General features: G+C 55.2%; 24 protein-coding genes. 8 read left to right on the top strand and 16 right to left on the bottom strand.

The window, feature by feature from the left end; translation table 11 throughout:
- Positions 1 to 2: 2 nt before the first annotated feature.
- The 5 genes from rimM to ylxM all read right to left on the bottom strand — a co-directional run bounded on the left by rimM (position 3) and on the right by ylxM (position 2982).
- Complete coding sequence (rimM, locus tag NQ490_RS12935) at positions 3 to 533, bottom strand: ribosome maturation factor RimM (protein WP_007046749.1); 531 nt, start codon at positions 531 to 533, stop codon at positions 3 to 5.
- 97 nt (positions 534 to 630) lie between these two features.
- Complete coding sequence (locus NQ490_RS12930) at positions 631 to 864, bottom strand: KH domain-containing protein (RefSeq protein WP_007046750.1); 234 nt, start codon at positions 862 to 864, stop codon at positions 631 to 633.
- 36 nt (positions 865 to 900) lie between these two features.
- Positions 901 to 1140, bottom strand: coding sequence for a 30S ribosomal protein S16 (gene rpsP / locus NQ490_RS12925; protein ID WP_007046751.1), 240 nt, complete (start codon positions 1138 to 1140; stop codon positions 901 to 903).
- Positions 1141 to 1238: 98 nt separating this feature from the next.
- Positions 1239 to 2594 (bottom strand): signal recognition particle protein, encoded by a 1356-nt coding sequence (ffh, locus tag NQ490_RS12920; RefSeq protein ID WP_007046752.1) that lies wholly within the window; start codon positions 2592 to 2594, stop codon positions 1239 to 1241.
- The gene (gene ylxM / locus NQ490_RS12915; RefSeq protein ID WP_007046753.1) at positions 2584 to 2982 is read right to left on the bottom strand and encodes a YlxM family DNA-binding protein; all 399 of its coding nucleotides are present in this window, start codon (positions 2980 to 2982) and stop codon (positions 2584 to 2586) included. Before ylxM ends, ffh begins: the two co-directional genes overlap by 11 nt.
- A 256-nt stretch (positions 2983 to 3238) precedes the next feature.
- On the opposite strand from ylxM, the gene NQ490_RS12910 reads away from it, so the two are divergent.
- From NQ490_RS12910 to NQ490_RS12890, 5 genes are all read left to right on the top strand, one after another.
- On the top strand, positions 3239 to 4132 hold the full coding sequence (locus NQ490_RS12910; protein ID WP_040917644.1) for a pyridoxal-phosphate dependent enzyme: 894 nt from the start codon (positions 3239 to 3241) through the stop codon (positions 4130 to 4132).
- 136 nt (positions 4133 to 4268) lie between these two features.
- Positions 4269 to 4544 carry a sporulation transcriptional regulator SpoIIID gene (locus NQ490_RS12905; RefSeq protein ID WP_007046755.1) on the top strand — a complete coding sequence of 92 codons (276 nt, stop codon included), beginning with the start codon at positions 4269 to 4271 and terminating at the stop codon, positions 4542 to 4544.
- 32 nt (positions 4545 to 4576) lie between these two features.
- Complete coding sequence (locus NQ490_RS12900; protein WP_007046756.1) at positions 4577 to 5056, top strand: deoxycytidylate deaminase; 480 nt, start codon at positions 4577 to 4579, stop codon at positions 5054 to 5056.
- Positions 5057 to 5071: 15 nt separating this feature from the next.
- The gene (gene udk / locus NQ490_RS12895; RefSeq protein WP_007046757.1) at positions 5072 to 5692 is read left to right on the top strand and encodes a uridine kinase; all 621 of its coding nucleotides are present in this window, start codon (positions 5072 to 5074) and stop codon (positions 5690 to 5692) included.
- 4 nt (positions 5693 to 5696) lie between these two features.
- The gene (locus tag NQ490_RS12890) at positions 5697 to 6749 is read left to right on the top strand and encodes an acyltransferase (RefSeq protein ID WP_040917646.1); all 1053 of its coding nucleotides are present in this window, start codon (positions 5697 to 5699) and stop codon (positions 6747 to 6749) included.
- A 172-nt stretch (positions 6750 to 6921) separates the two neighbouring features.
- On the opposite strand, the gene NQ490_RS12885 is transcribed toward NQ490_RS12890, so the two are convergent.
- The 6 genes from NQ490_RS12885 to NQ490_RS12860 all read right to left on the bottom strand — a co-directional run bounded on the left by NQ490_RS12885 (position 6922) and on the right by NQ490_RS12860 (position 15110).
- Entirely contained in the window at positions 6922 to 7746 is an 825-nt protein-coding gene (locus NQ490_RS12885) for a C39 family peptidase (protein WP_040917648.1), read from the bottom strand.
- 134 nt (positions 7747 to 7880) lie between these two features.
- A complete protein-coding gene (gene glgA / locus NQ490_RS12880; protein WP_040917649.1) occupies positions 7881 to 9299 on the bottom strand; it encodes a glycogen synthase GlgA in 1419 nt (472 codons plus the stop codon).
- Positions 9300 to 9422: 123 nt separating this feature from the next.
- A complete protein-coding gene (glgD, locus tag NQ490_RS12875) occupies positions 9423 to 10547 on the bottom strand; it encodes a glucose-1-phosphate adenylyltransferase subunit GlgD (RefSeq protein ID WP_007046762.1) in 1125 nt (374 codons plus the stop codon).
- On the bottom strand, positions 10541 to 11764 hold the full coding sequence (locus NQ490_RS12870; RefSeq protein ID WP_007046763.1) for a glucose-1-phosphate adenylyltransferase: 1224 nt from the start codon (positions 11762 to 11764) through the stop codon (positions 10541 to 10543). The genes glgD and NQ490_RS12870 overlap by 7 nt, the downstream gene beginning before the upstream one ends.
- A gap of 82 nt (positions 11765 to 11846) precedes the next feature.
- The gene (glgB, locus tag NQ490_RS12865) at positions 11847 to 13865 is read right to left on the bottom strand and encodes a 1,4-alpha-glucan branching protein GlgB (RefSeq protein ID WP_007046764.1); all 2019 of its coding nucleotides are present in this window, start codon (positions 13863 to 13865) and stop codon (positions 11847 to 11849) included.
- 234 nt (positions 13866 to 14099) lie between these two features.
- A complete protein-coding gene (locus NQ490_RS12860) occupies positions 14100 to 15110 on the bottom strand; it encodes an SGNH/GDSL hydrolase family protein (RefSeq protein ID WP_007046765.1) in 1011 nt (336 codons plus the stop codon).
- 186 nt (positions 15111 to 15296) lie between these two features.
- Here NQ490_RS12860 and NQ490_RS12855 point away from each other — a divergent pair, with 186 nt between their 5' ends.
- A complete protein-coding gene (locus tag NQ490_RS12855; RefSeq protein WP_007046766.1) occupies positions 15297 to 16136 on the top strand; it encodes a DegV family protein in 840 nt (279 codons plus the stop codon).
- Positions 16137 to 16181: 45 nt separating this feature from the next.
- On the opposite strand, the gene NQ490_RS12850 is transcribed toward NQ490_RS12855, so the two are convergent.
- Together NQ490_RS12850 and NQ490_RS12845 are read right to left on the bottom strand one after the other, a co-directional pair.
- The gene (locus tag NQ490_RS12850) at positions 16182 to 17138 is read right to left on the bottom strand and encodes a 3'-5' exonuclease (RefSeq protein WP_007046767.1); all 957 of its coding nucleotides are present in this window, start codon (positions 17136 to 17138) and stop codon (positions 16182 to 16184) included.
- Positions 17139 to 17141: 3 nt separating this feature from the next.
- Positions 17142 to 17960 (bottom strand): Cof-type HAD-IIB family hydrolase, encoded by an 819-nt coding sequence (locus NQ490_RS12845; protein WP_040917650.1) that lies wholly within the window; start codon positions 17958 to 17960, stop codon positions 17142 to 17144.
- Positions 17961 to 18249: 289 nt separating this feature from the next.
- Between NQ490_RS12845 and NQ490_RS12840 the strand changes: the two genes are divergently transcribed.
- On the top strand, positions 18250 to 18807 hold the full coding sequence (locus NQ490_RS12840; RefSeq protein WP_007046769.1) for a manganese efflux pump MntP: 558 nt from the start codon (positions 18250 to 18252) through the stop codon (positions 18805 to 18807).
- 102 nt (positions 18808 to 18909) lie between these two features.
- Here NQ490_RS12840 and NQ490_RS12835 read toward each other — a convergent pair whose 3' ends face one another.
- Positions 18910 to 19167: a hypothetical protein gene (locus NQ490_RS12835; protein ID WP_040917652.1), complete on the bottom strand. Its 258-nt coding sequence runs from the start codon at positions 19165 to 19167 to the stop codon at positions 18910 to 18912.
- A gap of 207 nt (positions 19168 to 19374) precedes the next feature.
- Here NQ490_RS12835 and NQ490_RS12830 point away from each other — a divergent pair, with 207 nt between their 5' ends.
- Positions 19375 to 20007, top strand: coding sequence for a helix-turn-helix domain-containing protein (locus NQ490_RS12830; RefSeq protein ID WP_007046771.1), 633 nt, complete (start codon positions 19375 to 19377; stop codon positions 20005 to 20007).
- A 47-nt stretch (positions 20008 to 20054) separates the two neighbouring features.
- On the opposite strand, the gene NQ490_RS12825 is transcribed toward NQ490_RS12830, so the two are convergent.
- Together NQ490_RS12825 and NQ490_RS12820 are read right to left on the bottom strand one after the other, a co-directional pair.
- Positions 20055 to 20924 (bottom strand): aldo/keto reductase, encoded by an 870-nt coding sequence (locus NQ490_RS12825; RefSeq protein ID WP_007046772.1) that lies wholly within the window; start codon positions 20922 to 20924, stop codon positions 20055 to 20057.
- 17 nt (positions 20925 to 20941) lie between these two features.
- Complete coding sequence (locus tag NQ490_RS12820; protein WP_007046773.1) at positions 20942 to 21373, bottom strand: cupin domain-containing protein; 432 nt, start codon at positions 21371 to 21373, stop codon at positions 20942 to 20944.
- Positions 21374 to 21427: the final 54 nt, after the last annotated feature.

The following is a 21427-nucleotide window of genomic DNA, read 5'->3' as shown; positions in this document are numbered from 1 at the left end:
GCTTACTCCTTGTCGCCGTTGACGGCCTCATTGAACATACCGTCGATGGGCGTCACCGTGATGGTGCGGGCTTCCAGGTCGATCTCCCGCACAAATTCCGGTACCGCCGGCAGCATATGGGTGCCGCCCTCCCCATCGGTCACGGTATAAATGTCCTGGGCGGCGGGATGATCCACCGCCGTCAGGGTACCGTACACCCGGCCGTTTTCGGCATCCACCACACGACAGCCCAGCAAATCATCAATGAAATAGCGGCCTTTGGGCAGCCGGGCATCCCCTTTGGCAAAATAGTAGGTGCGCCCCACCTGGGCCCGGGCGGCATCCATGTCGGCGACCCCCTCCAGGCGCAGCAAAATCACATTGCCCTGGGCGCGAACGCCCAGCACCCGGACTTCTCCGGTGCCGTCCGCTTTGGCAAACAGCCGCTTGAATTTGGAAAGAAACGCCGCGCCGTCACACAACGGCAGCGCCTTCATTTCGCCCCGCACTCCATGAGTGGAGACGATCTTGCAGGCGGGAAGATAGTTCTGCATAGTTAATTCGACCTTCCGTTCGTTTGGGTAAAAAGGCGGCCTCACCGCCCGATATACAAAAAAGCACTCTGCCAAAACGGCAAAGTGCTTTTGGCTTTTAGTCGATCTCGACGATGACTTTTTCGCCCTGACGGACCGCGGCGGCACGCATGACGACGCGAATCGCTTTGGCAATGCGTCCCTGCTTGCCGATGACACGGCCCATGTCGGCCTCGGCCACTTTGAGGTGATAGACGACGGTGCCGTCCTCCCGTGCGGGATCAACGGTCACCTGCACGGCCTCCTTGTCCTCGACAAGGCCGCGGGCAACGGCTACTAAGAGTTCCTGCATGCGGCGTTCCCTCCCTCAGAAAAAGTGAACAGCAGATTACAGAACGGCAGCCTTCTTCAGCAGCTCACGGACGGTGTCGGTGGGCTGGGCGCCGTTGGCGAGCCACTGCTTGGCCTTGTCGGCATCGATGCTGACAACGCTGGGCTCCTTGGTCGGATCGTAGTAGCCGATCTCCTCGATGAAGCGGCCATCACGGGCAAAACGGCTGTCGGCAACAACCACACGGTAGAAGGGAGCCTTCTTGGCGCCCATACGGCGCAGACGAATCTTAACCATTGTAAATTCCTCCAAATACTTGTTTACGGCCCTTGTGGGGCGAATTTTATATTGTACATCCCGTGGGCCGTATAGCCGTGCGGGTCATACCAAAACAATCAGCGGCCGAAGCCTTTGAAGCCGCCCATACCGCCCAGATTTCCCAGGCTGCGCATGAATCCCTTGGGATTGCGGCGGACCTTCTTCATCATTTTCTGCATCATTTCATATTGACGCAGCAGTTTGTTTACTGCCTCCACCGTCTGGCCGGAACCGGCCGCGATGCGGCGTTTACGCTTGGGATTGATGATCTCAGGCTTGGCCCGTTCCGCCGGGGTCATGGAATAGATGATGGCCTCGATGCGGGGCAGCATCTTGTCGTCCAGCGCGTCGGCGTCGATCTGGTTGCCGCCGGGCATCATCGCCAGCAGCGCCGAGGCGCCGCCCATCTTCTTTACCTGCTGGAACTGCGCCAGCAGATCGTTCATATCAAATTTGTTTTCCATCATCCGCCGGGCGGCGGCTTCCGCTTCCTTGTCGTTCTGGACGCTCTGGGCTTTCTCGATGAGGGAAAGCACATCGCCCATGCCGAGGATACGGCTGGCCATCCGGGAGGGATAGAAGGGTTCCAGATCCTCCAGCTTTTCGCCGGTGCCCTGAAAGTAGATCGGCTTACCCGTAACCGCCAGCACCGAGAGGGCTGCACCACCGCGGGTATCGCCGTCGGTCTTGGTCAGTACCACACCGGTGATGCCGATCTTTTCGTTAAAGGTCTTGGCCACGTTCACGGCTTCCTGGCCGGCCATGGCATCCACCACCAGCAGCGTCTCGTCCACCTCGACGGCTTCCTTGATGCGCACCAGCTCATCCATCAGCGCATCGTCGATCTGCAGACGGCCGGCAGTATCGAGGATCACAATATCGTTGCCGTGATCCCGGGCGTGGGCCATCGCCTGCTGGGCAATATGTTCCGGTTTTTCGGTGCCCATGGTAAAGACGGGAACACCGGCCTGTTCACCCACAATCTGCAACTGCTGGATGGCTGCCGGGCGATACACGTCACAGGCAACCAGCAGCGGGCGGCGGCCCTGACTGCGATAATACTTGCCCAGTTTGGCGGCGTGGGTGGTTTTACCATTGCCCTGCAGACCACACATCATCAGGACCGTCTGCCCCTTGTTCTTGATGTGCAGATACTGCGGTTCGTCGCCGCCCATGAGCTTGGTCAGCTCTTCGTTGACGATCTTGACCACCTGCTGGGCGGGGGTCAGACTCTCCATGACCTCCTGACCCATGGCACGCTCCGAGACCTGCGCACAGAAATCCTTGGCAACCTTGTAGTTGACGTCGGCTTCCAACAGCGCCATACGGACTTCCCGCATGGCCGCCTTGATGTCCGCTTCATTGAGCTTGCCCTTGCCGCGCAGCTTTTTGAATACGCCGTTCAGGCGCTCTGTCAATGATTCAAAGGCCATCGGTATCCTCCTGCGTATCCAATCGGTCCAAAATCCGAAGCATTTCGTCGGTGTCGGTGCGGATCTGCGGGACCGGATTGAAGAGTCCCGAGTTGCAGCACCGGATCTCCATGACCAGCTGGCGCAGCCGCGTCAGGTCCTGCTGCGTCGCCGTGTGGTGCCGCGCATTCCCCAGTTTGGCTTCCAGTTCGTCCAGAGCGGCCTCGCCATGCTTGATGGCGTCCCGCACCCCCTGCCGGGTAATGCCGAAATTTTCGGCGATCTCGGCCAGGGAAAGATCCTCGTCATAATACTCTGTCAGGATCAGGCGCTGCTTCTCGGTCAGGACCGGGCCGTAAAAGTCCAGCAGGACCGAGTAGGCCAGATTTTTCTGCGGTTTGCCCGCCATAATCTGCGCCCCTTCCTGTATCTGACATGTTGTGTAAAGTTTTTTTCTTTACATCCAGCCTATGAATTATAACAGGGAGCAACGGGAAAGTCAAGGGGATTTCCCTACTTTTTTACACATTCCGGCGTAAAATCAGCCGCTTGCCCCTCCGCCATGCTACAAAAATGAGAGGAGGTTTCCGGTTTTTCCGTGCAAAACCGGTCGGAGTGTGTTATAATATGGAATACTCTGCCCTGCGCGAAAGGAGGTGTCTGCCGTGGGAATTCTCAAAAGCTACTATCAGGAAGTCTACCGTTCTCCCGTTGTGCGCCTGGACGGTTATTCCGGCCGCCACAATCTGAGTTCCAGTATTCTGGCGTATCTGGATTTCGGCGGCGCAACAGGCACCTCCAAGGACGGTCTTGCCGAAACGATGCTGGCCCTTGCCACCGAAAGGGGTGCGCTGAAGCCCGGCATGCCGGTGGTGGAAGCCAGTTCGGGCAGTTTCGGTGCGGCGCTGGCGGTAAGCTGCGCTACCACAGGCCATCCCTGCATCCTGGTCGTGCCCAGCAGCCTGCCTATCGCACGCCGTAAGCGGCTGCAGGATCTGGGAGCCAGGATTGTTGTCAGCAGCAGCGCCGGCCGCCGGGCAATGGACCGTATTGCGGAAGAGACGGCCCAGCGTTATGGCGGGTATTTTACCCATTACTTTGCCAACGATGATAATCCCGAATACCACCGCCGGGTGACCGGGCCGCAGATTCTCAAGGCCGCCGGCGATGCCGTGGATGCCATCGTCATCGGCGTAGGCAGCGGCGGCACTGTCACCGGTGTGGGCGAATACATCAAAGCGTGGAACAGCATGATCCGCATTGTGGCGGTGGAACCCACCGAGTGTGCGGCCATTTCAGGGGGCTTCATCGGCCAGCACGGCATTGCAGGCATTGGCCCCGGATTCGTGCCGGAGAATTACAACCCCTATGTGGTGGACACCGTGTTGACGGTAACCACCGCCGACGCGGAGCGCGCCGCGCAGGAAGTCCTCTTCTTTGACGGGGTGCCTGCCTGCGCCAGCGCTGGCGCCACCCTGGCTGCGGCGGTCCAGCTGATCGGAACCGGAAAAGCCAAACGACCGCTCTGCGTCTTTGCCGGGCGAAAAATGTACGAATAGTTCCCTGCCATCCGCCTTGTACGGATGGCTTTTTCGTTTCTTGCCGCTTCCCTCCAGCGTATTTGGGCGGTTCGGACATATCCGCACCTTTTTTCACATAGGATTTGACAGAAATTCCATGTGAGGGGGTAAGGGTATGAAAGGTGACCCGGAGGAGCGGGCTGTGGCCGTAGGGCGGTACATCGTGCGCAGCGGCGCCACCGTGCGCGCGGCAGCCGCGGTGTTCGGGGTGAGCAAAAGCACGATCTGGAAAGATCAGAGCAGGCTGCGCCACACCCATCCCGGCTTATGGGCCGAGGTGCAGACCGTAGTGCAGCGTAACAAGGCCGAACGACATCTGCGGGGCGGCGAGGCTACCCGCAGGAAATATTTACACAAAGAATCTTGCGCCACCGTACGGCGCACAGTATAATAAATGTAAAAAATACAAAGGAAAGGGACGCTATGAAACGAACGGATTATATCAGCTGGGATGAATACTTTATGGGCATTGCCCTGCTTTCCGCCATGCGCTCCAAGGATAACAACAGCCAGGTGGGCGCCTGCATCGTCAGCCCCGAAAATAAAATCCTGTCGCTGGGCTACAACGGTATGCCCATCGGCTGCAACGACGACGATATGCCCTGGGAGCGGGAAGGCGACGACCTGAACACCAAATACATGTACGTCTGCCACTCGGAACTGAATGCAATTCTCAACAGCCCACACAACGATCTGACCGGTGCGCGGATGTACGTGACGCTGTTCCCCTGCAACGAATGTGCCAAGGCGATCATTCAAAGCGGCATCAAGGAACTGATCTACCTGTCGGACAAATACCACGACACGCACGCCAGCATCGCCAGCCGTCGCATGTTCAATATGACCGGCGTCAAATATCGTGCCTACCAGCCCACCGGCCGGGAGATTCATCTGGAAGTGTAAAAGAGAGGGTACGGAATGAATACCATCATCATCGGGATTGCCGGCGGCACCGGCAGCGGCAAGACCACTCTGACTGAACGGCTTCGTGACCATTTTGGTGCCGACGAGGTCAGCGTCATCAACCACGACAGCTACTACAAGCGCCACGATGAGCTGCCTTACGAAGAACGCTGCAAACTGAACTACGACCATCCCGACAGCTTCGACACCCCACTGATGGTTGCTCATCTGCGGGAGTTGCGGGCCGGACATCCGGTACAGGTTCCTGTGTACGACTACACCATTCACAACCGCAGCAACGAGACGGTGCTCGTCAAGCCGGCCCCGGTCATCATCGTGGAGGGCATCCTGATCTTTGACTCTCCCGAACTCTGTGATCTGATGGATATGAAGGTCTTTGTGGACACCGATGCCGATGTGCGGATTCTGCGCCGTATCGTGCGGGACGTGAAGGAGCGAGGCCGTACGCTGGACAGCGTAGTGACTCAGTACCTGACCACCGTCAAACCGATGCACGAACAGTTCGTAGAGCCCAGCAAGCGCAAAGCGGACCTGATCGTCCCCGAAGGCGGCCACAACCTTGTGGCGCTGGAGCTGCTCATCAAATGGGTGGCGGATCATTTAAAGGAGCAATGATATCATGTCTGTTATAAAGCAGCGATACAATTCATTGGATTTTATTCGGGCACTTGCTGCCTTCTGCGTTGTTGTCAATCATAGTATTGGATTTTTATTTTCTCAGACCGATCTATCAAAAGCTGGATGGTATACAAGATGTTTTATGTATACATTCTTCACATTTGGTAGATTAGGCGTTCCATTTTTCATGTTATTAACGGGCTACCTACTTTTTTCAAGAGCTTATACTTATGACCAAACCATTCATTTTTACAAGAAAAATCTCCTTCCATTGATCATCACTTGGGAAATATGGCTCCTGCTATATAATATTTTTTTGTCCTATTATAATCAATCTCCTTTTAGCTTTTCGACCTATATTCGCAATGCACTTTTCCTTCAATCGCTAAGTCTTGGGCATGGCTGGTACATACCCATGATCATTGGAACATATATTTTTCTTCCGATTGTATCGACTGCGCTGCACTCCCTCCCCAAAAAATTGATTATTTCTGTATGTGCGGTTTTGTTTTTGTATGAATTTCTTGTTCCTAGCAGCAATTGGCTGTTACCCTTTCTCAATCAACCAACTATCGTCACCCAACTAGATTTGAGTTTTGGTGGTGGACAATACGGTTTATATTTCATCCTCGGATATATATTTGCAAAAATGTCTCCTTCCACATGCAAAAAATTCCAACATCGGATTTTCTCTTTTATCATTTTCGTTTTATTTTTCCTTACAGTTATTATCGAAATGATCTGTGTAGAAGGTGTTTGGTATAATTTTTTCTCCCTTCCCATAATGAGTAGTTTACTTTTCATTCGTCTAAAAGGGATCCATTTAGGAAATCTCCTTAGTTTTATCCAGTCTCTTTCTCTTTGTTCTTTCGGTATATATCTTTTACACTATCCCTTACTCATGATATTTTATCGGCACCTCGGGACTGATTGTAATCCATTCATTTGGAGTATCTCTCTAGCGCTTATCACCTATTGTATCGCCTTTTTGCTAGTATACGCTATAAGTAAATTTTTTCATTGTGGTCAGATCCTCTTTTTAAAAAAATACTAATGTGATTGCAAACAGTAAGAATTTTCTAGTGGAGAATTTCACATACATTATCTTTCATTTAACAACAGTTGTTTCTTTGTGAGGGTAAAAGTATTTTCTCGGCTAACACCACAACAATCACATTTTACAAGAGCCGCAGTATGGAAAGCAAATGGTTTCTATGCTGCGGCTCTTACTCCGTTTGTGCAATGACCACTGCATACTGTCCCCGTTCCAGATAGCATTCTGCAAAACGGTCCCGGCTCACCGTTTCCACTTCCAGCATGGGGTCCGCCAGATAGCAGGTTTCGTCATCGTAGCCTGTCAGCACCAGACAATGAGAGTTGCTGTAGGGCCAGCTGCCGTTGGGCAGCTGAAAGGTGTAGTTGTACAGCGGATCACTGAAAGCGCGGGTCGTCCAGACCAGCACCGGCGTACCGTTGGCCACCCACTGGTAAAGTTCCTCCACAGGCGCCCCGCTGATGTCCAGCGCCGTGTAGCTGCTGCCCACGTCCTCCAGATAGTCGTTGACCGCCGTAACCACCGCCCCCGGCAGACAGTAAAAGGCCAGTTCATCCTCCGGATTGCCCATAAACTCCACGTTCGGGTCGGCATCCCAGTACGGCACATACCGGGGCAGATACTCCTCGGCCAGGGTCACTTTATCCACATCGAATCCCAAATAGTTCAGTACGATGGCCGCCGAGGTAATCTCACAGCCGTTGGGCAGTTCGGGATTCTGATCAATATTTTCCACCTCCAGCTGCGCCTCAAACGGCAGCCAGACCGCGGTTTCAGCCGTTCCCTGCAACATCGCCAGCACCGGCCAGACGTCCTCCGGCACATCCCCCTCAGGCAGCATGGACCCTATCTGACTGCGGGAAGCGGCTACCGCAGTCTCCCCCGTCGCCTGATTTTCCGCCGGGATGACCGCCGTGGCTCCGCACGCCGAGAGTGCCGCGAGCAGCATTAGAACCGGACCCAGTCGTTCCGGAAATTTGTTGTCCACAATTTTCACACTCGATCTTTTCTCACTTACACAGGTTCTTTTTATTTTAAGATAAAACAATTCTGTGAAAAACGCAAGAAAAAAACCGGCGGGTTTCCCCGCCGGTTTTGAAACATTTGTGAAATTTTCCTCCGTGCCTTCGCTTACCAGAGGTTGACGACCTCATTGTACAGGCCCTCGTAGCTCTTCGCCGAGTTGGCCCAGCTGAAATCGCACTCCATGGCACGGCGGACCAGAATCGGCCAGCCATCCTTCTGCCAGTAGCCTTCCTTGGCACGCCAGCAGGCTTCGTACAGTTCATGGGCGTTGTAGTTGGCAAAGGTGAAACCGTTGCCGAAACCGTCGCCGGAGTCGTGAATGGAGTCCCGCAGCCCGCCGGTTTCCCGGACGATGGGAATCGTGCCGTACCGGCAGGAAACCATCTGCGCCAGACCACAGGGTTCAGAGCGGGACGGCATCAGGAACATATCTGCACCCGCGTAGATACGCTGGGCCAGCTGCGCATTGAAGCCGATGTAGACGCCCACACGTCCCGGATTCCGTGCGCAGAGTTCGTTGAAGAAATTCTCGTATTGCGCTTCACCGGAGCCCAGCACCACCAGCTCGATGCCCTGCTGCAGCAAACCTTCGGCGATGGCGCGGACCAGGTCGACACCCTTGTGACCCACCAGGCGCGTGACCATGGCCATGACGGGGCTGCCGTCCTTGTGCAGATGCATCTCATCCTGGAGCGCCGCCTTGCAGACTGCTTTGCCGTCCTCAAAGGTGTTGACATCGTAATTCTTGGCAATATCGGGATCGGTCGCGGGATTGAAGACATCCACATCGATGCCGTTCAGAATGCCGCAGGTCTTGTACTGCTTCTGACGCAGCAGACCATCCAATCCATGGCTGAACCAGGGATCCAGAATCTCTTGGGCATAGGTCGGACTGACAGTGGTGACCTTGTCGGCGGTCTCGATGGCGCCCTTCATGAAGTTGGCACAGCCGTCATATTCCACCACATGGGCATCCCGTGCGCCGATGCCGCAGGTATCCTCGAGAATATCCAGGCCATACTTGCCCTGGTAGGCGATGTTGTGGATGGTGAATACCGTCTTGATGCGGTTGAACTTATCCAGATGGCGATAGTACAGGTTCAGGTACACCGGAGTCAGCGCCGTCTGCCAGTCATTGCAGTTGATGATGTCCGGCTCGAAATCGGTGTAAAAGAGCATCTCCAGAATGGCGCGGGAGAAGAAGGCGAAACGTTCGCCGTCGTCATAGAACCCGTACAGGCCGCTGCGCTTGAAATAGTACTCATTGTCGATGAAGTAGAATACAACACCGTCGCGCTCCGCCTTGAACAGGCCGCAGTACTGACTGCGCCAGCCCACCGGCACGCTGAAATTGGTGACATAGGTCAGGGTATCCTTGAATTTCAGATCGCCGTACAGCGGCATGACGACCCGACAGTCGATCCCGTCCTTGACCAGTGCCTTGGGCAGTGCGCCCGCCACATCGGCCAGACCGCCGGACTTGGCATACGGGGCAGCCTCACTGGCCGCGTACAAAATTTTCATAAGCACCTCCATACAGATGGTGAGTGATTCAAAAAAACAGGAGGACGGGCAGGCCGTACGGTCTCCCCGTCCCCCTCATCTAAGCTGTCTCCGGGGAGAAGGAGAGCAGCCTCTATGAGCTCATTATACGCTGTGGTTCTTGGCAATGAAGACCGGGAAGGTATCCGTACCGGTCAGCTTCTTGCCTTCGGTGATATGAACATTCTTATCGGTGACCACGTGCTCCACCACGCAGTTCGGCTCCACCACGGTATCCTGCATCAGCACGCAGTTCTTGACCACGGCGCCTTTCTTGACCTGGCAGCCACGGAACAGAACGCAGTTCTCCACCGTGCCTTCGATAACGCAGCCGTCGGCCAGCAGGCTGTTCTTGACAGCACTGCCTTCCAGGTAACGGGTGGGGTTATCGTCACGAATCTTGGTGTAGATGGGAGCACCACCGAACAGTGCCTCCATGCTGCCGGGCTCCAGCAGACGCATGTTCTCGTCGAAGTAGCTCTTCATATCGGAGATACGCGCTGCGTAACCCTTGAATTCAAATGCATGTACATTCAGCAGCTTGAGGTTGCGTGCCAGAATATCGCGCTCAAAGTAAACCAGGCCGCGCACGGCTGCATCGTGAATCAGATGGATCAGGCTCTCACGCTCGATGACGTACATATTCATCGACAGATTCTGCTCACCAAGACGGTAATCGTTGGAGAGGATCTCGGTCACACGACCGGTATCGTCGATGCGGATGGTGTAGTTATCGCTGCGGGCCCCCTCGGGAATCGGTGCACGATTGTAGACCATCGTGACATCGGCGCCGCTGGCCACATGCTCGTCAATCAGCTTGCCGAAGTCAAAGTTGACAGCGATATAGGAGTCGGAGAGGATGACGTAGCGCTCCTTCTGGGCTTCCAGCCAGGAAAGGATGCTTTCGATGGCATCCACGCGGCCGGAATACATCTTGACGCTGCGCTCCGCAAAGGGAGGCACAATGTTCAGGCCGCCGCGCTTGCGGGTCAGGTCCCATTCACGGCCGGAGCCGAGGTGGTCCATCAAAGAGTGGTAGTTCTTACGGACGATGACCGAAACGTTGTCGATGCCGGCATTGGCCATGCTGGACAGCGTAAAGTCGATCAGACGATAACGGCCGCCGAACGGGATGGACGCCATAGAGCGCTCCGCCACCAGTTCGGGAACAAGATTATCATAGGTGTTGGCGAAAATGACGCCGAGAGCGTTGACGTTGCTGTTTACCATTGTTCCTCACCATCCTTTACATCGCTGGAAACCATTGCTTTGGGGCCGACCGTTGCACCTTTGCCGATCACGACGCCGGAGCCAACAGTGGCGACATCACCGGGTTCGGCGATGTTCAGGCCGCCTTCGGGCATAGCGCCCACCGTAGCGCCCTCTTCGATCGTGACGTTCTCCGCCACAATGCAGTGCTTGACGCTGGCGCCCGCCTTGATGATGGTGCCGCCCATGACCACGGCTGCCTCCACCGTGGCGCCCTTTTCCACGACAACGCCGGGGAACAGGATGGAGTTATTGACCGTACCGTCCACACGGCAGCCTTCCGAGATCATCGAGTTTACGATGGTCGCGTCATTGCCGATGCGCTGGCAGGGTTTGCCGGAGTTACGGGAGTAAATCTTCCAGTTTTCGTCAAACAGGTTGATGCCGGAATGGCTGGGATCGAGGACCTCCATGTTGGCCTGCCACAGGCTGGAGATGGTACCCACATCCTTCCAGTAACCGCTGAAGTGATAGGCGTACATACGGCGGCCGTCACGCAGCAGGTTGGGGATGACGTTCTTGCCGAAGTCATTCTCGGAGTTGGGATCGGCTTCGTCCTCGGTGAGGTACTTCTTCAGGATATCCCAGTTGAAGATGTAGATGCCCATGGAAGCCAGATTGGACTTCGGGTTCTTCGGCTTTTCCTGGAATTCGCTGATCTTGTCGTCCTCATCGGTGACCATCAGACCGAAGCGGGATGCTTCGCTCCAGGGCACTTCCATGACGGCGACGGAGAACTCGGCATCCTTCTCCTTGTGGAAACGCAGGAAGTCGGAGTAGTCCTGTTTGCAGATCTGGTCACCGGACAGGATGATGACATATTTGGGATCATACCGGTCGATGAAAGAAATATTCTGATAGATCGCGTTGGCCGTGCCTTTATACCAGTCGGAGCCGGAAGCCTGCTGGTAGGGCGGCAGCACATGGACACCGCCATGCAGACGGTCAAGGTCCCACGGCTGGCCATTGCCGATGTACTCGTTGAGGACCAGCGGCTGATACTGGGTCAAGATGCCGACGGTGTCGATGTCGGAGTTGACGCAGTTGGACAGCGGGAAGTCGATGATACGATACTTTCCGCCGAACGGAACTGCAGGCTTGGCGAGCTTTTGGGTCAGCGCATACAGGCGCGATCCCTGGCCGCCGGCCAGGATCATTGCGATCATTTCTTTTGCCATAAGATTTCTCCCCTTAAATTTCTGGCTTACGCCATTTCTACTAGACTATGGGTATACGATCTATCCATCACGCAGGAACAGCTTAGGCCTGCGGTTTGGCTTTGGTAGTGCGGGTGCGCTTGGCTGCCGGCGCCTTCTTGGCTTTGGCAGATGTCTTGGATTCCGTGTCCGTCTCTTCCTTCTTGGCGCGGGGCTTGCGGGCCGCCGGGACCTGGAAGTACATCGTGGACAGCGGCGGCAGCGTCAGCGATACGTGCTGCTCGAAGCCATGCATTTCGCCCTTCTTGCTGCGCACCGTACCGTTGGTCACACCGGAACCGCCGTACTTGGGATCATCCGAGTTGAGGATCTCCTTGTAGCTGCCGGGATTGGGCACGCCCATCTCGTAGTTCTGACGCAGCACCGGGTTGAAGTTGCAGACGATCATGATCATCTTGCCCTCGGCATCCCGGCGCAGGAAAGCGATGACGCTCTGCTGGTTGTCGTCCGGCACGATCCACTGGAACCCTTCCCAGCTGTAATCCACCTGCCACATGGCGGGGGTCTCACGATAGAAATGGTTCAGATCCTTGACGTAGTTCTGCAGCTGACGATGCTTGTCATAACCGAGCAGCATCCAGTCCAGCTGCTTCTTCTCATCCCATTCGATGAACTGGCCGAATTCCTGCCCCATGAAGAGCAGCTTCTTGCCGGGATGGGCCATCATGTAGCCGTAGAAGGTGCGCAGATTGGCGAACTTTTCTTCATAATCGCCGGGCATCTTGTTGATGAGGCTGCACTTGCCGTGCACCACTTCATCGTGGCTGATGGGCAGCACGAAATTCTCACTGAAAGCGTAGAAGAAGCTGAAAGTCACCTTGCCGTGATTGCCGGCACGGAACAGCGGGTCGGTCTTCATGTAGCTGAGCATGTCATTCATCCAGCCCATGTTCCACTTGAAGTTGAAGCCCAGACCGCCATCCGCCGCAGGCTTGGTCACCAGCGGCCAGGCCGTGGATTCCTCGGCGATCATCATCTTGTGAGGATAGCGTGTCAGAACCGCGGTGTTCAGTTTCTGCAGGAAGGCAATGGCTTCAAGATTTTCCTTGCCGCCCTTGGAGTTCTGCTCCCACTCGCCGTCACGACGGTTGTAATCAAGATACAGCATGCTGGCCACGGCATCCACACGCAGACCATCCACATGGTATTTCTCGATCCAGAACATGGCACTGGAAACCAGGAAGCTGGCCACTTCGTTCATGCCATAGTTGAAGACCATGGTGCCCCATTCCTTGTGCTCGCCGCGGCGGGGGTTGGGATCCTCGTAGCAGGGGGCGCCGTCAAACATGTACAGACCATAGGCATCCTTCGGGAAGTGGGCCGGTACCCAGTCCAGGATCACGCCGATCCCCGCCTGATGCAGCTTATCCACAAAGGCCATGAAATCCTTGGGGGTGCCGTAACGGCTGGTGGGCGCAAAATAACCCGTGACCTGATAGCCCCAGCTCCCATCAAAGGGATACTCTGTGATGGGCAGCAGTTCCACATGGGTGTAGCCCATCTCTTTTATGTAGGGCACCAGCTGATCGGCCAGCTCGGAATAATTGTACGGCACGCCGTTGTCGGGGTCTTTCATCTTCCAGCTGCCGGCCTGCAGCTCATAAATAGACATCGGGCTGTTGATGACATCCCGCTTTTCCTCCGCCTTGTTCCAGGCGTCATCCCCCCAGGGATAGCCCTCAATATCATAGACCTTGCTGCCGTTGGAAGGCCGGGTCTCGGTATGGAAGGCATAGGGATCAGCCTTATAGATCAGCTCGTCCGATGCGGTGGTAATGCAGTATTTGTAAACGTCGTATTCCTTGATGCCCGGAATGAACAGTTCCCAGATGCCGTCGGCGACCTTCTGCATGGGATGGTCCCCCGGCGCCCAGTTGTTGAAATCTCCTACGACCGCGACCGCGTTGGCATGCGGCGCCCAGACACGGAACACCGCGCCGGCCTGGCCGTCCTGCTCACACAGATGCGCACCAAAATACCGGTACGCTTCCTGATTGTTGCCCTGCCGGAACAGATAGATGGGCAAGTCAGAACTCTTGGGCGTCTGTTTGCCTTGCTTCAACGTAATCTCCCCTTTTGGGCTGCGTTTACACACAGTCCGTGTATTTAGCTATTACTATATTACCCGTTTCAGGCATGAATTTCAAGGTTTTTCTGTAATAATCCGCTAAAATTTTCCGGCTTGTCATTTGTGATTTGTGCAAATTCGACACAATGCTCGTTGTAATGTTGTATCGTTATACAAAAAAGCCCTACGCAAGGTACTTTTTACACCTTGCGCAGGGTTGTTTAACAATTATGCCCCGTAAATGTAATAGGGGTTTTGTCCGCTGTACAGGCTGCGGCGGTTCCATACCGTGTGCGTGGCGAGGTACTCCGCCCAGGCACGATAGCCGGAAGGTGTGAAATGCACACCGTCGGAAGTCTGGTAATCATCGATCTGGCTGCCGTCCGCCGGGTTGGTCAGCACCTCCCGGATGTTGACAAAATAGCAGCCCTTGCGCAGCGCCAGATTGGCCAAAAGGTCATTGACGGTGGCAATGCGGGCGTTGTCCAGTCCGGGCTTGGACTGCACAACGGTCTCCTGTACGCCGGGAATGGCCTGGATATAGTAGATCACCCCGGGGTTGAGCTGCTCCCGCAGCATATCGATAAGCCGCTCATAGTAAGCCAGAAAGCTCTCCTCGTTGCCCTGGGTCACCAGATTGTTGGTTCCCACAAGAATATAGACATAATCCGGCTGGGAAGCCACGATGGTCTCCATGGGCGTTTCCTCGGTTTTGGTCACAGCGTTCTTCATCGTGGTATTGTTGACGAAACTGTTGACGCCGGCGCCGGTATAAGTCGCATAGTGAGCGTTGGGGTAACCGGTGGTATAGATCCCCAGGCCCGAGGCGATGCTGTCCCCCACAAAGGTAACAGTATCGAAATACCGGTTGGTGACGGTGCCCAGCATGGGGACGCCGATCATGCGGTGATCGGTGTTAAGATATTCCGTATCGATGGTCTGTGCCACCGCCGTGGAGGTATTCCACGCAGCGGTATCCACCGCCTGCACGATACGTTCCGGAGATTTGCCGGTAACCGGTGTGGGCTGCGGCGTTGCCGTCGCTTCCGGAGTTGCCGTCACTGCGGCCGTCGGTTCCGCCGATACTTCCGGCGCCGAACCGTTGCCGTCTTCTTTCTGATACCAGAACCAGCCGGCCGCCGCGCACAGCAGTGCCAGAATGATCAGCAAAATCAGCACCAGACGGCGCTTGCGGCGCCGCCGGGCGAACTCATTGCGATAGGTATAAAAATCAGCCATTGAAAGCTCCTGACTTTTGTTGCATTGTGATGCTCCTATTATAACGCGTTTACCGGGCAGGGGCAAGGGGCCCGCCAATCTTTTACAAACCCGCCGGGACAGGGCGCAAATCTTTCACTTGACGGGCCCGTCCCCGCCCCCTATAATAAAATCAAAATGACTTTTATATAAAGGAGGCACTGCTTTATGGCGTGGATGATCGTATCCGACAGTTCCTGCGAGATCCGGGAACTGCAGCATCCGGCCCCCGGGGTACAGTTTGCCTTGGTACCTTTTAAAATCCGGATCGGTGAACGGGAATACGTAGACCTTCCCACCCTGAATGTGCCGCAGATGCTGCAGGCCATGACCGATTACAACGGCGCCAGCACCAGCGCCTGTCCCAGCCCTGAAGAATGGGCGGAGTGTTTTTTACAGGCAGATCAAATCATCGCACTGACCATCAGCAGCAACCTTTCGGGCAGCTACAATGCAGCGCTCTCGGCACGGGAGATGATCCTGGAGGAACACCCTGAGAAACAGATCTTTATCCTGGATACTCTGAGTTGTGCCGGTGCGCTGGGCGATGCCGCCGAGCTGGCCAACAAACTCATCGGAGAAGGGCTTGGTTTTGAGGACGTTTGCTTTGCGCTGAAAAAATTCGCCGCCACCACCCACATCCTGTTCGCCCTGGCCAGCTTTGACAATCTTGCCAAAAACGGCCGTGTCAACCGGGTGGTGGGCTTTATTGCCGGGCGGCTGAACATGCGGGTGCTGGGACGCCGTACCAATGACGGCAAGATCGACTTTTTCTTCAAAACCCGCGGCGAGACACGTGTGCTGGCCAAAATTCTGGAACAGATGGATGACGACAAATACGACGGCGTGCATCCGGTTCTGATCAGCCAATGCAACAACATGAACGCCGCCAAACTTCTGGAGCACGGCATCCATTCCAAGTGGCCGGAGGCATCGGTCCGCATTCTGCCCTGCTCCGGTCTGTGCAGCTTCTATGCTCAGGATCAGGGGCTTATCATCACCTATTGATCATTGCAGCAAACAAAAAGTCCCGGATGGTCCGGGACTTTTTTCTTATGCCTGTTCGCGTTCCTTCTTGCGTTTCATTCGCTCCGCCAGGGCTGCGCGCTGCTTGTTCCAGCGTGCATCGGCCTCCGGCGTGGCGGGGTCTGTGCAGCGTGCAAAACTCCAGTGCAGTCCATCCCGGCGGCTCAGTTTGAACCGCACATACCAGGGACCGCAATACGGGCAGATGCTGCGGGTGTAATAACCTGTATTGCCACGCTTGAGCCATATCTCATCGTGGGTCAGCGGTGCACCGCACTCCGGGCACTGGGCCTGGTTGACTTCCGGTGCATTGCGGTAATCGTCATGGTCCAGCCGGTCCGGAAAAATCCGAACATCCCGCGCCGCGGTGTCATCGCCCAGCAGCGCTTCCCGCAGCATCTCCTCATCGGTGGGATAGGTCGCCAGCCCTTCGTTCAGCGGCAGCTTGCGGCAGATCTTCGCAGTGTACAGCGCATCATCCAGCGCATTGTGGAACGGCTCCTCCTTGGGAATGCCCAGCCGGTCCACCACACTTTCCAGCGTCATCCCCTCCCCTTCTTTGCGCGGATAGGTCTGCAAAAAAATTCGCTGCAGATCATACCAGCGCTCAGGCCAGCGTTCATCCAGCCCGTTCAGGAAGAGATTCTGCTTGAGCACCGGCACATCGTCCAGTCCCCACTCCGCCAGTTCGGCATCGGGTCCGGCCCAGTCCAGAAATTTCTGCAGGCCTTCCTTCATGGGCATTCCGGCATCCAGGTCTCCCTGGCTGAGGCCGGTCACCTTGGCAATATGATGCTGCAATTTCCGGAAGATCCGCGGCCGCAGGTTCACTTCAAAGGTATCCAGCACGTCGCCCCACTCGTTGATACGCGCAGCACCGATCTGAATGATCTCTCCGCGCAGCGTCAGTTCGGTCCCATGATACAGGAAAGTCTTGGGCTGGTACCCGATATTCCATTCCAGGTCAAAAACGATCAGATTCACAAATCAGGTCTCCTCGCTCAAAATATACTGTTCCACAGCCAGACCGACACCATCATGGTCGTTGTCGGCCGTCTGGCAGTCCGCAGCCGCCTTGACCGGCGCCTGGGCATTACCCATTGCCACGCCCAGCCCTGCAAAACGGATCATGGGCAGATCATTCCACCCGTCGCCGCAGGCCATCAGGTTTTCCGCCGTGAGCCCTTTGCTGCGCAGCAACAAATCCAGCGAGGCGGCTTTTTCCACATTCAGCGGCATCGTCTCGATGAAGAAAGGCTGGGAACGGTAGATGGAAAGCTTGCCGGCAAACTCCTGCTGCATCAGTTCCTCCACATGGGGCATGTCCGCCGGATCGCCGGTCAGCAACAGCTTATGAATAGGATAGCGCACCTCCGCCGGGAGATCCGGCACTTCCCGTACCGGGATCTTGTTGATCCGTGCCTCCTCCTGCACATAGGGGCTGTCTGCATGTTCCGTCACCACACCGCCGGCATCATAGGTCAGCGGCACCACGTTCCAATAGCGGCTGAAGGTGCACACTGGCTCGATGAGATCCGGCGGAAACGCATGCTGTACCAGCGTCTTGCCGGTCTTGCAGTCGATGATTTTGCCGCCATTGTAGCTCAGAATGCAGCCGCCGAATTTCTCCAGTTCCAGTTCCCGTGCCAACGGCTGGATGCCCACCGTCGGACGGCCGCTGGCCAACACAATGCAGACGCCACGCCGTGCCGCCTCCTGCAATGCAGCTTTCGTCCGCGGCGTGATGATTTTTTCGCTGTTGGTCAGTGTGCCGTCCAGATCCAGCGCCAATACCTTATATTTCATACTTCCGTCCCCTTGGTCCAGTTTATGCCTATTGTACTCTAAAACCGACCATTGTGCAAGCTGCAATCCCCGATCTGACAGCTTCGCTTGACAAGGACTCTCCGGCATGATAAGATACTAGCAATGTGTAAGGGAGTAGTCGGCACAGTAGCGGAGCAGCTGCGGTGCAGTTCTGTCAACAGAATGGGCCTTATGGCTCTGGCTTAACTTGAAATGGCGAGACTTACCTGTTCCGTATCCGCGGGACAGGTGGGTCTTTTTTATTTTTCAAAAACGGAGGCTTTTACCTATGACACTGTTCGACCTGATCCTGATTGCCATCAGCCTTTCGATGGACGCCTTTGCCGTCTCCATCTGCAAAGGGCTGTCAGTCCGCAGGGTAAATTTCCGCCATGCCCTGACCTGCGGACTGTGGTTCGGCGGTTTCCAGGCCCTGATGCCCGCACTGGGGTATTTTCTCGGCGACCGCTTTTCCTCGCTGCTGACCCGCTTCGGTCCCTGGATTGCCTTCCTGCTGCTGACCATCATCGGCACCAATATGTTCAAGGAAAGTTTCGGCCAGGAGGAGTCCCTGGATGATGACTATTCGGCCAAAGCCATGCTGCCCTTGGCCATCGCCACCAGCATTGATGCCTTCGCGGTGGGCGTGAGCTTTGCTGCCATGCAGGTACAGATTCTTCCCGCTGTAGCGCTCATCGGCTGCACCACCTGCCTTCTTTCTGCTCTGGGCGTTAAAGTAGGCGCCCTCTTTGGTGACAAATACCGTGCTCCCGCCGAACGCGTCGGCGGCATTGTGCTGATCTTAATCGGCTTGAAAACGCTGTTCAGTGGCTTGGGCATTTTGTAATATATACCGTAAAAAGGACGGAGCGTCTGCCCCGTCCTTTTCTTTTGCCGTCTGCAGCTCCGGCCCCATCTGGCAAGCCCTTGAAAGCGCTTTTCCTGCCTGTCAAACCGCAAAACCGGTCAGCAGTCCTATAGCGATACAGAGGATGCCTGCTATTTTTGCGCCCAGTACAGCGTTTTTCTCATAATCACTGTTCTTCCATCTCTCAGGGCAAACCGGATGCAAAAGACAGAGCCCTCCATACAGTATCCAGGCATGGTTGACCAGAACGCCAGCATGAAGCACAAAGGCCATCCCGTTGGCAACAGCGATCAACACAACGCCCACCAAGACGAGTCTGTCAAACGTCAGTTTTTTCATGGCACGGTCACCTTGTTTCTGTAATTTTCTGTCGCTTAGTTTTCCGCATTGTACCATACTTCCCACAATCCCGCAAGATCATTGATCCCCCTGTGCGGTTTTCACACTAAGCCGCATTTTTCTCGATGATTCGGAGGTAAACGAATCATCGGTTTACTTTCTGAAAACTCCGTGCTATGCTTTTAACACAAAGAAGGGGGCATTTCTATGGATGCAAAAGCATTTGGCTCTTTTTTGGCTGAGACCCGCAAAGCCAAAGGCCTGACCCAGAGTGCATTGGCAGAGCAATTGCACGTGACCGACAAGGCAGTCAGCCGCTGGGAACGAGGATTGGGCTTTCCCGATATCAACACGCTGGAGCCCCTTGCAGCGGCCCTGGGGCTGACGCTGGCTCAGCTGATGCATGCAGATCCCGGCGACGGGGAGGACGCTGGTCAGTCCCTGGAAGATTTTTTTGCCTTACTCGTTCCAGGGCGTATTCAGTGGATATCCGTTGCCAACGCCATTTTCTGGCTGACCATCGGACTAGCTCTTTGGATTCAGCTGGTCCTGCCCTTTCAGGTCGCCGTGCAATGGCATCCGGAAGAAAACGGTATCCTTACGCCAAGCCTGACCATGCCCAAACCGGTTGTCTGCCTTATATGCATCGCGCTCAGTGCTTTGGTAACGCAGATCTGTAAAGCAGCAGAGCATGGTTTCTTTATGCATTCATTTTTTATCTGGGGAAGGGCTTTTCATTCCCGCCTTTTTTCCTGGTTGGAACTTGCCCTTCATCTGTGGTATACCTGGATGTCCCTGTGCCCTCCATTCGTGGAAGCAATGATTCTTTTGTTTAATTAAATAAGAAAGGCGGCAGGACAGATCTGCCGCCTTTCTGTGTTTTCAAATTAAGACAGATGTTTGCCGCTGAACACAGGAAACACGTCAAACTCGCCGTAGCTTTCAATCTTTTTCAGCGTCATCAACGTCTCCATATCGGCATCTGCAATGACGAAATCCACCGATGCATTACTCCGCATATGGGCTGGGTTGGCGGTCTTGGGCAATGCCACCGTTCCCAACTGAACCGCATACCGGATGCACAATTGAGCCGGTGAGACGCCGTACTTTTCTGCCATTTTCGTAACCGCCGGATTTTCCAGGGCTTTTCCGTGGGCAATGGGAGAGTATGCCTCCACAAGAATATTTTTTTGCCGGCAGTACTTCAGCAGGTCAAGGTCTGTGTTGGTAATATGCAGCAGGATCTGATTAACCATCGGTGCCACACGGCAATCCGACAACAGATGATCCAGATCATCCTGCAGGAAATTGGATACACCGATAGCCCGCAGCTTGCCCGCCTGGTAAGCATCCTCCAGGGCACGCCAGACTTCCTTATTTTCATGGAAATAGCGTTTTTCCTCCCGGAACTCTGCCCAGGGCTGAGGGCTGTGGATGATCATCAGATCCAGATAATCCAGCCCCATTTTGCTCAGGGTCTCCTCGATGGAGCGCGCAGCGCTCTCATAGGTTTTGGCTTCTGCGGCAACCTTGCTGGTAACAAAAATCTGATCACGCGGCATACCGCGGGTCCGCACGCCCTCGCCTACGCCTCGCTCGTTGCCATATGCCTGAGCCGTATCTATCAGGCGGTACCCCTGGGCAATCGCCGCGCGCACGGCCTCGGCAGCCTCCTGATCTTCGATAAACCAGGTTCCCAATCCCAGTTTGGGAATAGCAACACCATTGGGAAGGCGGTATGTTTCTTGTATAATCATCTTTTTCTCCCTTACGCTCACAGGCCGGCATACTGCTCATCCGTGACGGGTTCGCACCATTCATTGCTGCAGCCATCCCCAGGCACCTCAATGGCAATATGGCTGAACCAACTGTCCGCCTTGGCTCCATGCCAATGTTTGACCTCCGGCGGAATCGTAATGACCGTTCCCGGGACCAGACTGACTGCCGGCTTTCCCTCTTCCTGATACCATCCTTCGCCTGCCGTGCAGACCAGAATCTGACCGCCACCTTTGGTCGCATGATGAATATGCCAGTTGTTGCGGCATCCAGGTTCAAATGTCACATTGGCCAGAAATACGCCACACTGTGGATCTGTCAACGGATTCAGGAAAGAATGACCAATAAAATATTGCGCGTAGACGTCATTGGGGGCACCAGCACCGAATACATTTTGTGCTTCAAATTGACCTTTGTCTGTTATTTTCATTTCAGATACCTCCCGTTTGAGAATTCAAAAGATCAGAAACAAAAACCTGACAAT

It is taken from the genome of Subdoligranulum variabile (assembly GCF_025152575.1).
GTDB lineage: Bacteria > Bacillota > Clostridia > Oscillospirales > Ruminococcaceae > Gemmiger > Gemmiger variabilis.
This window is presented reverse-complemented; position numbering and strand designations above follow the sequence as displayed.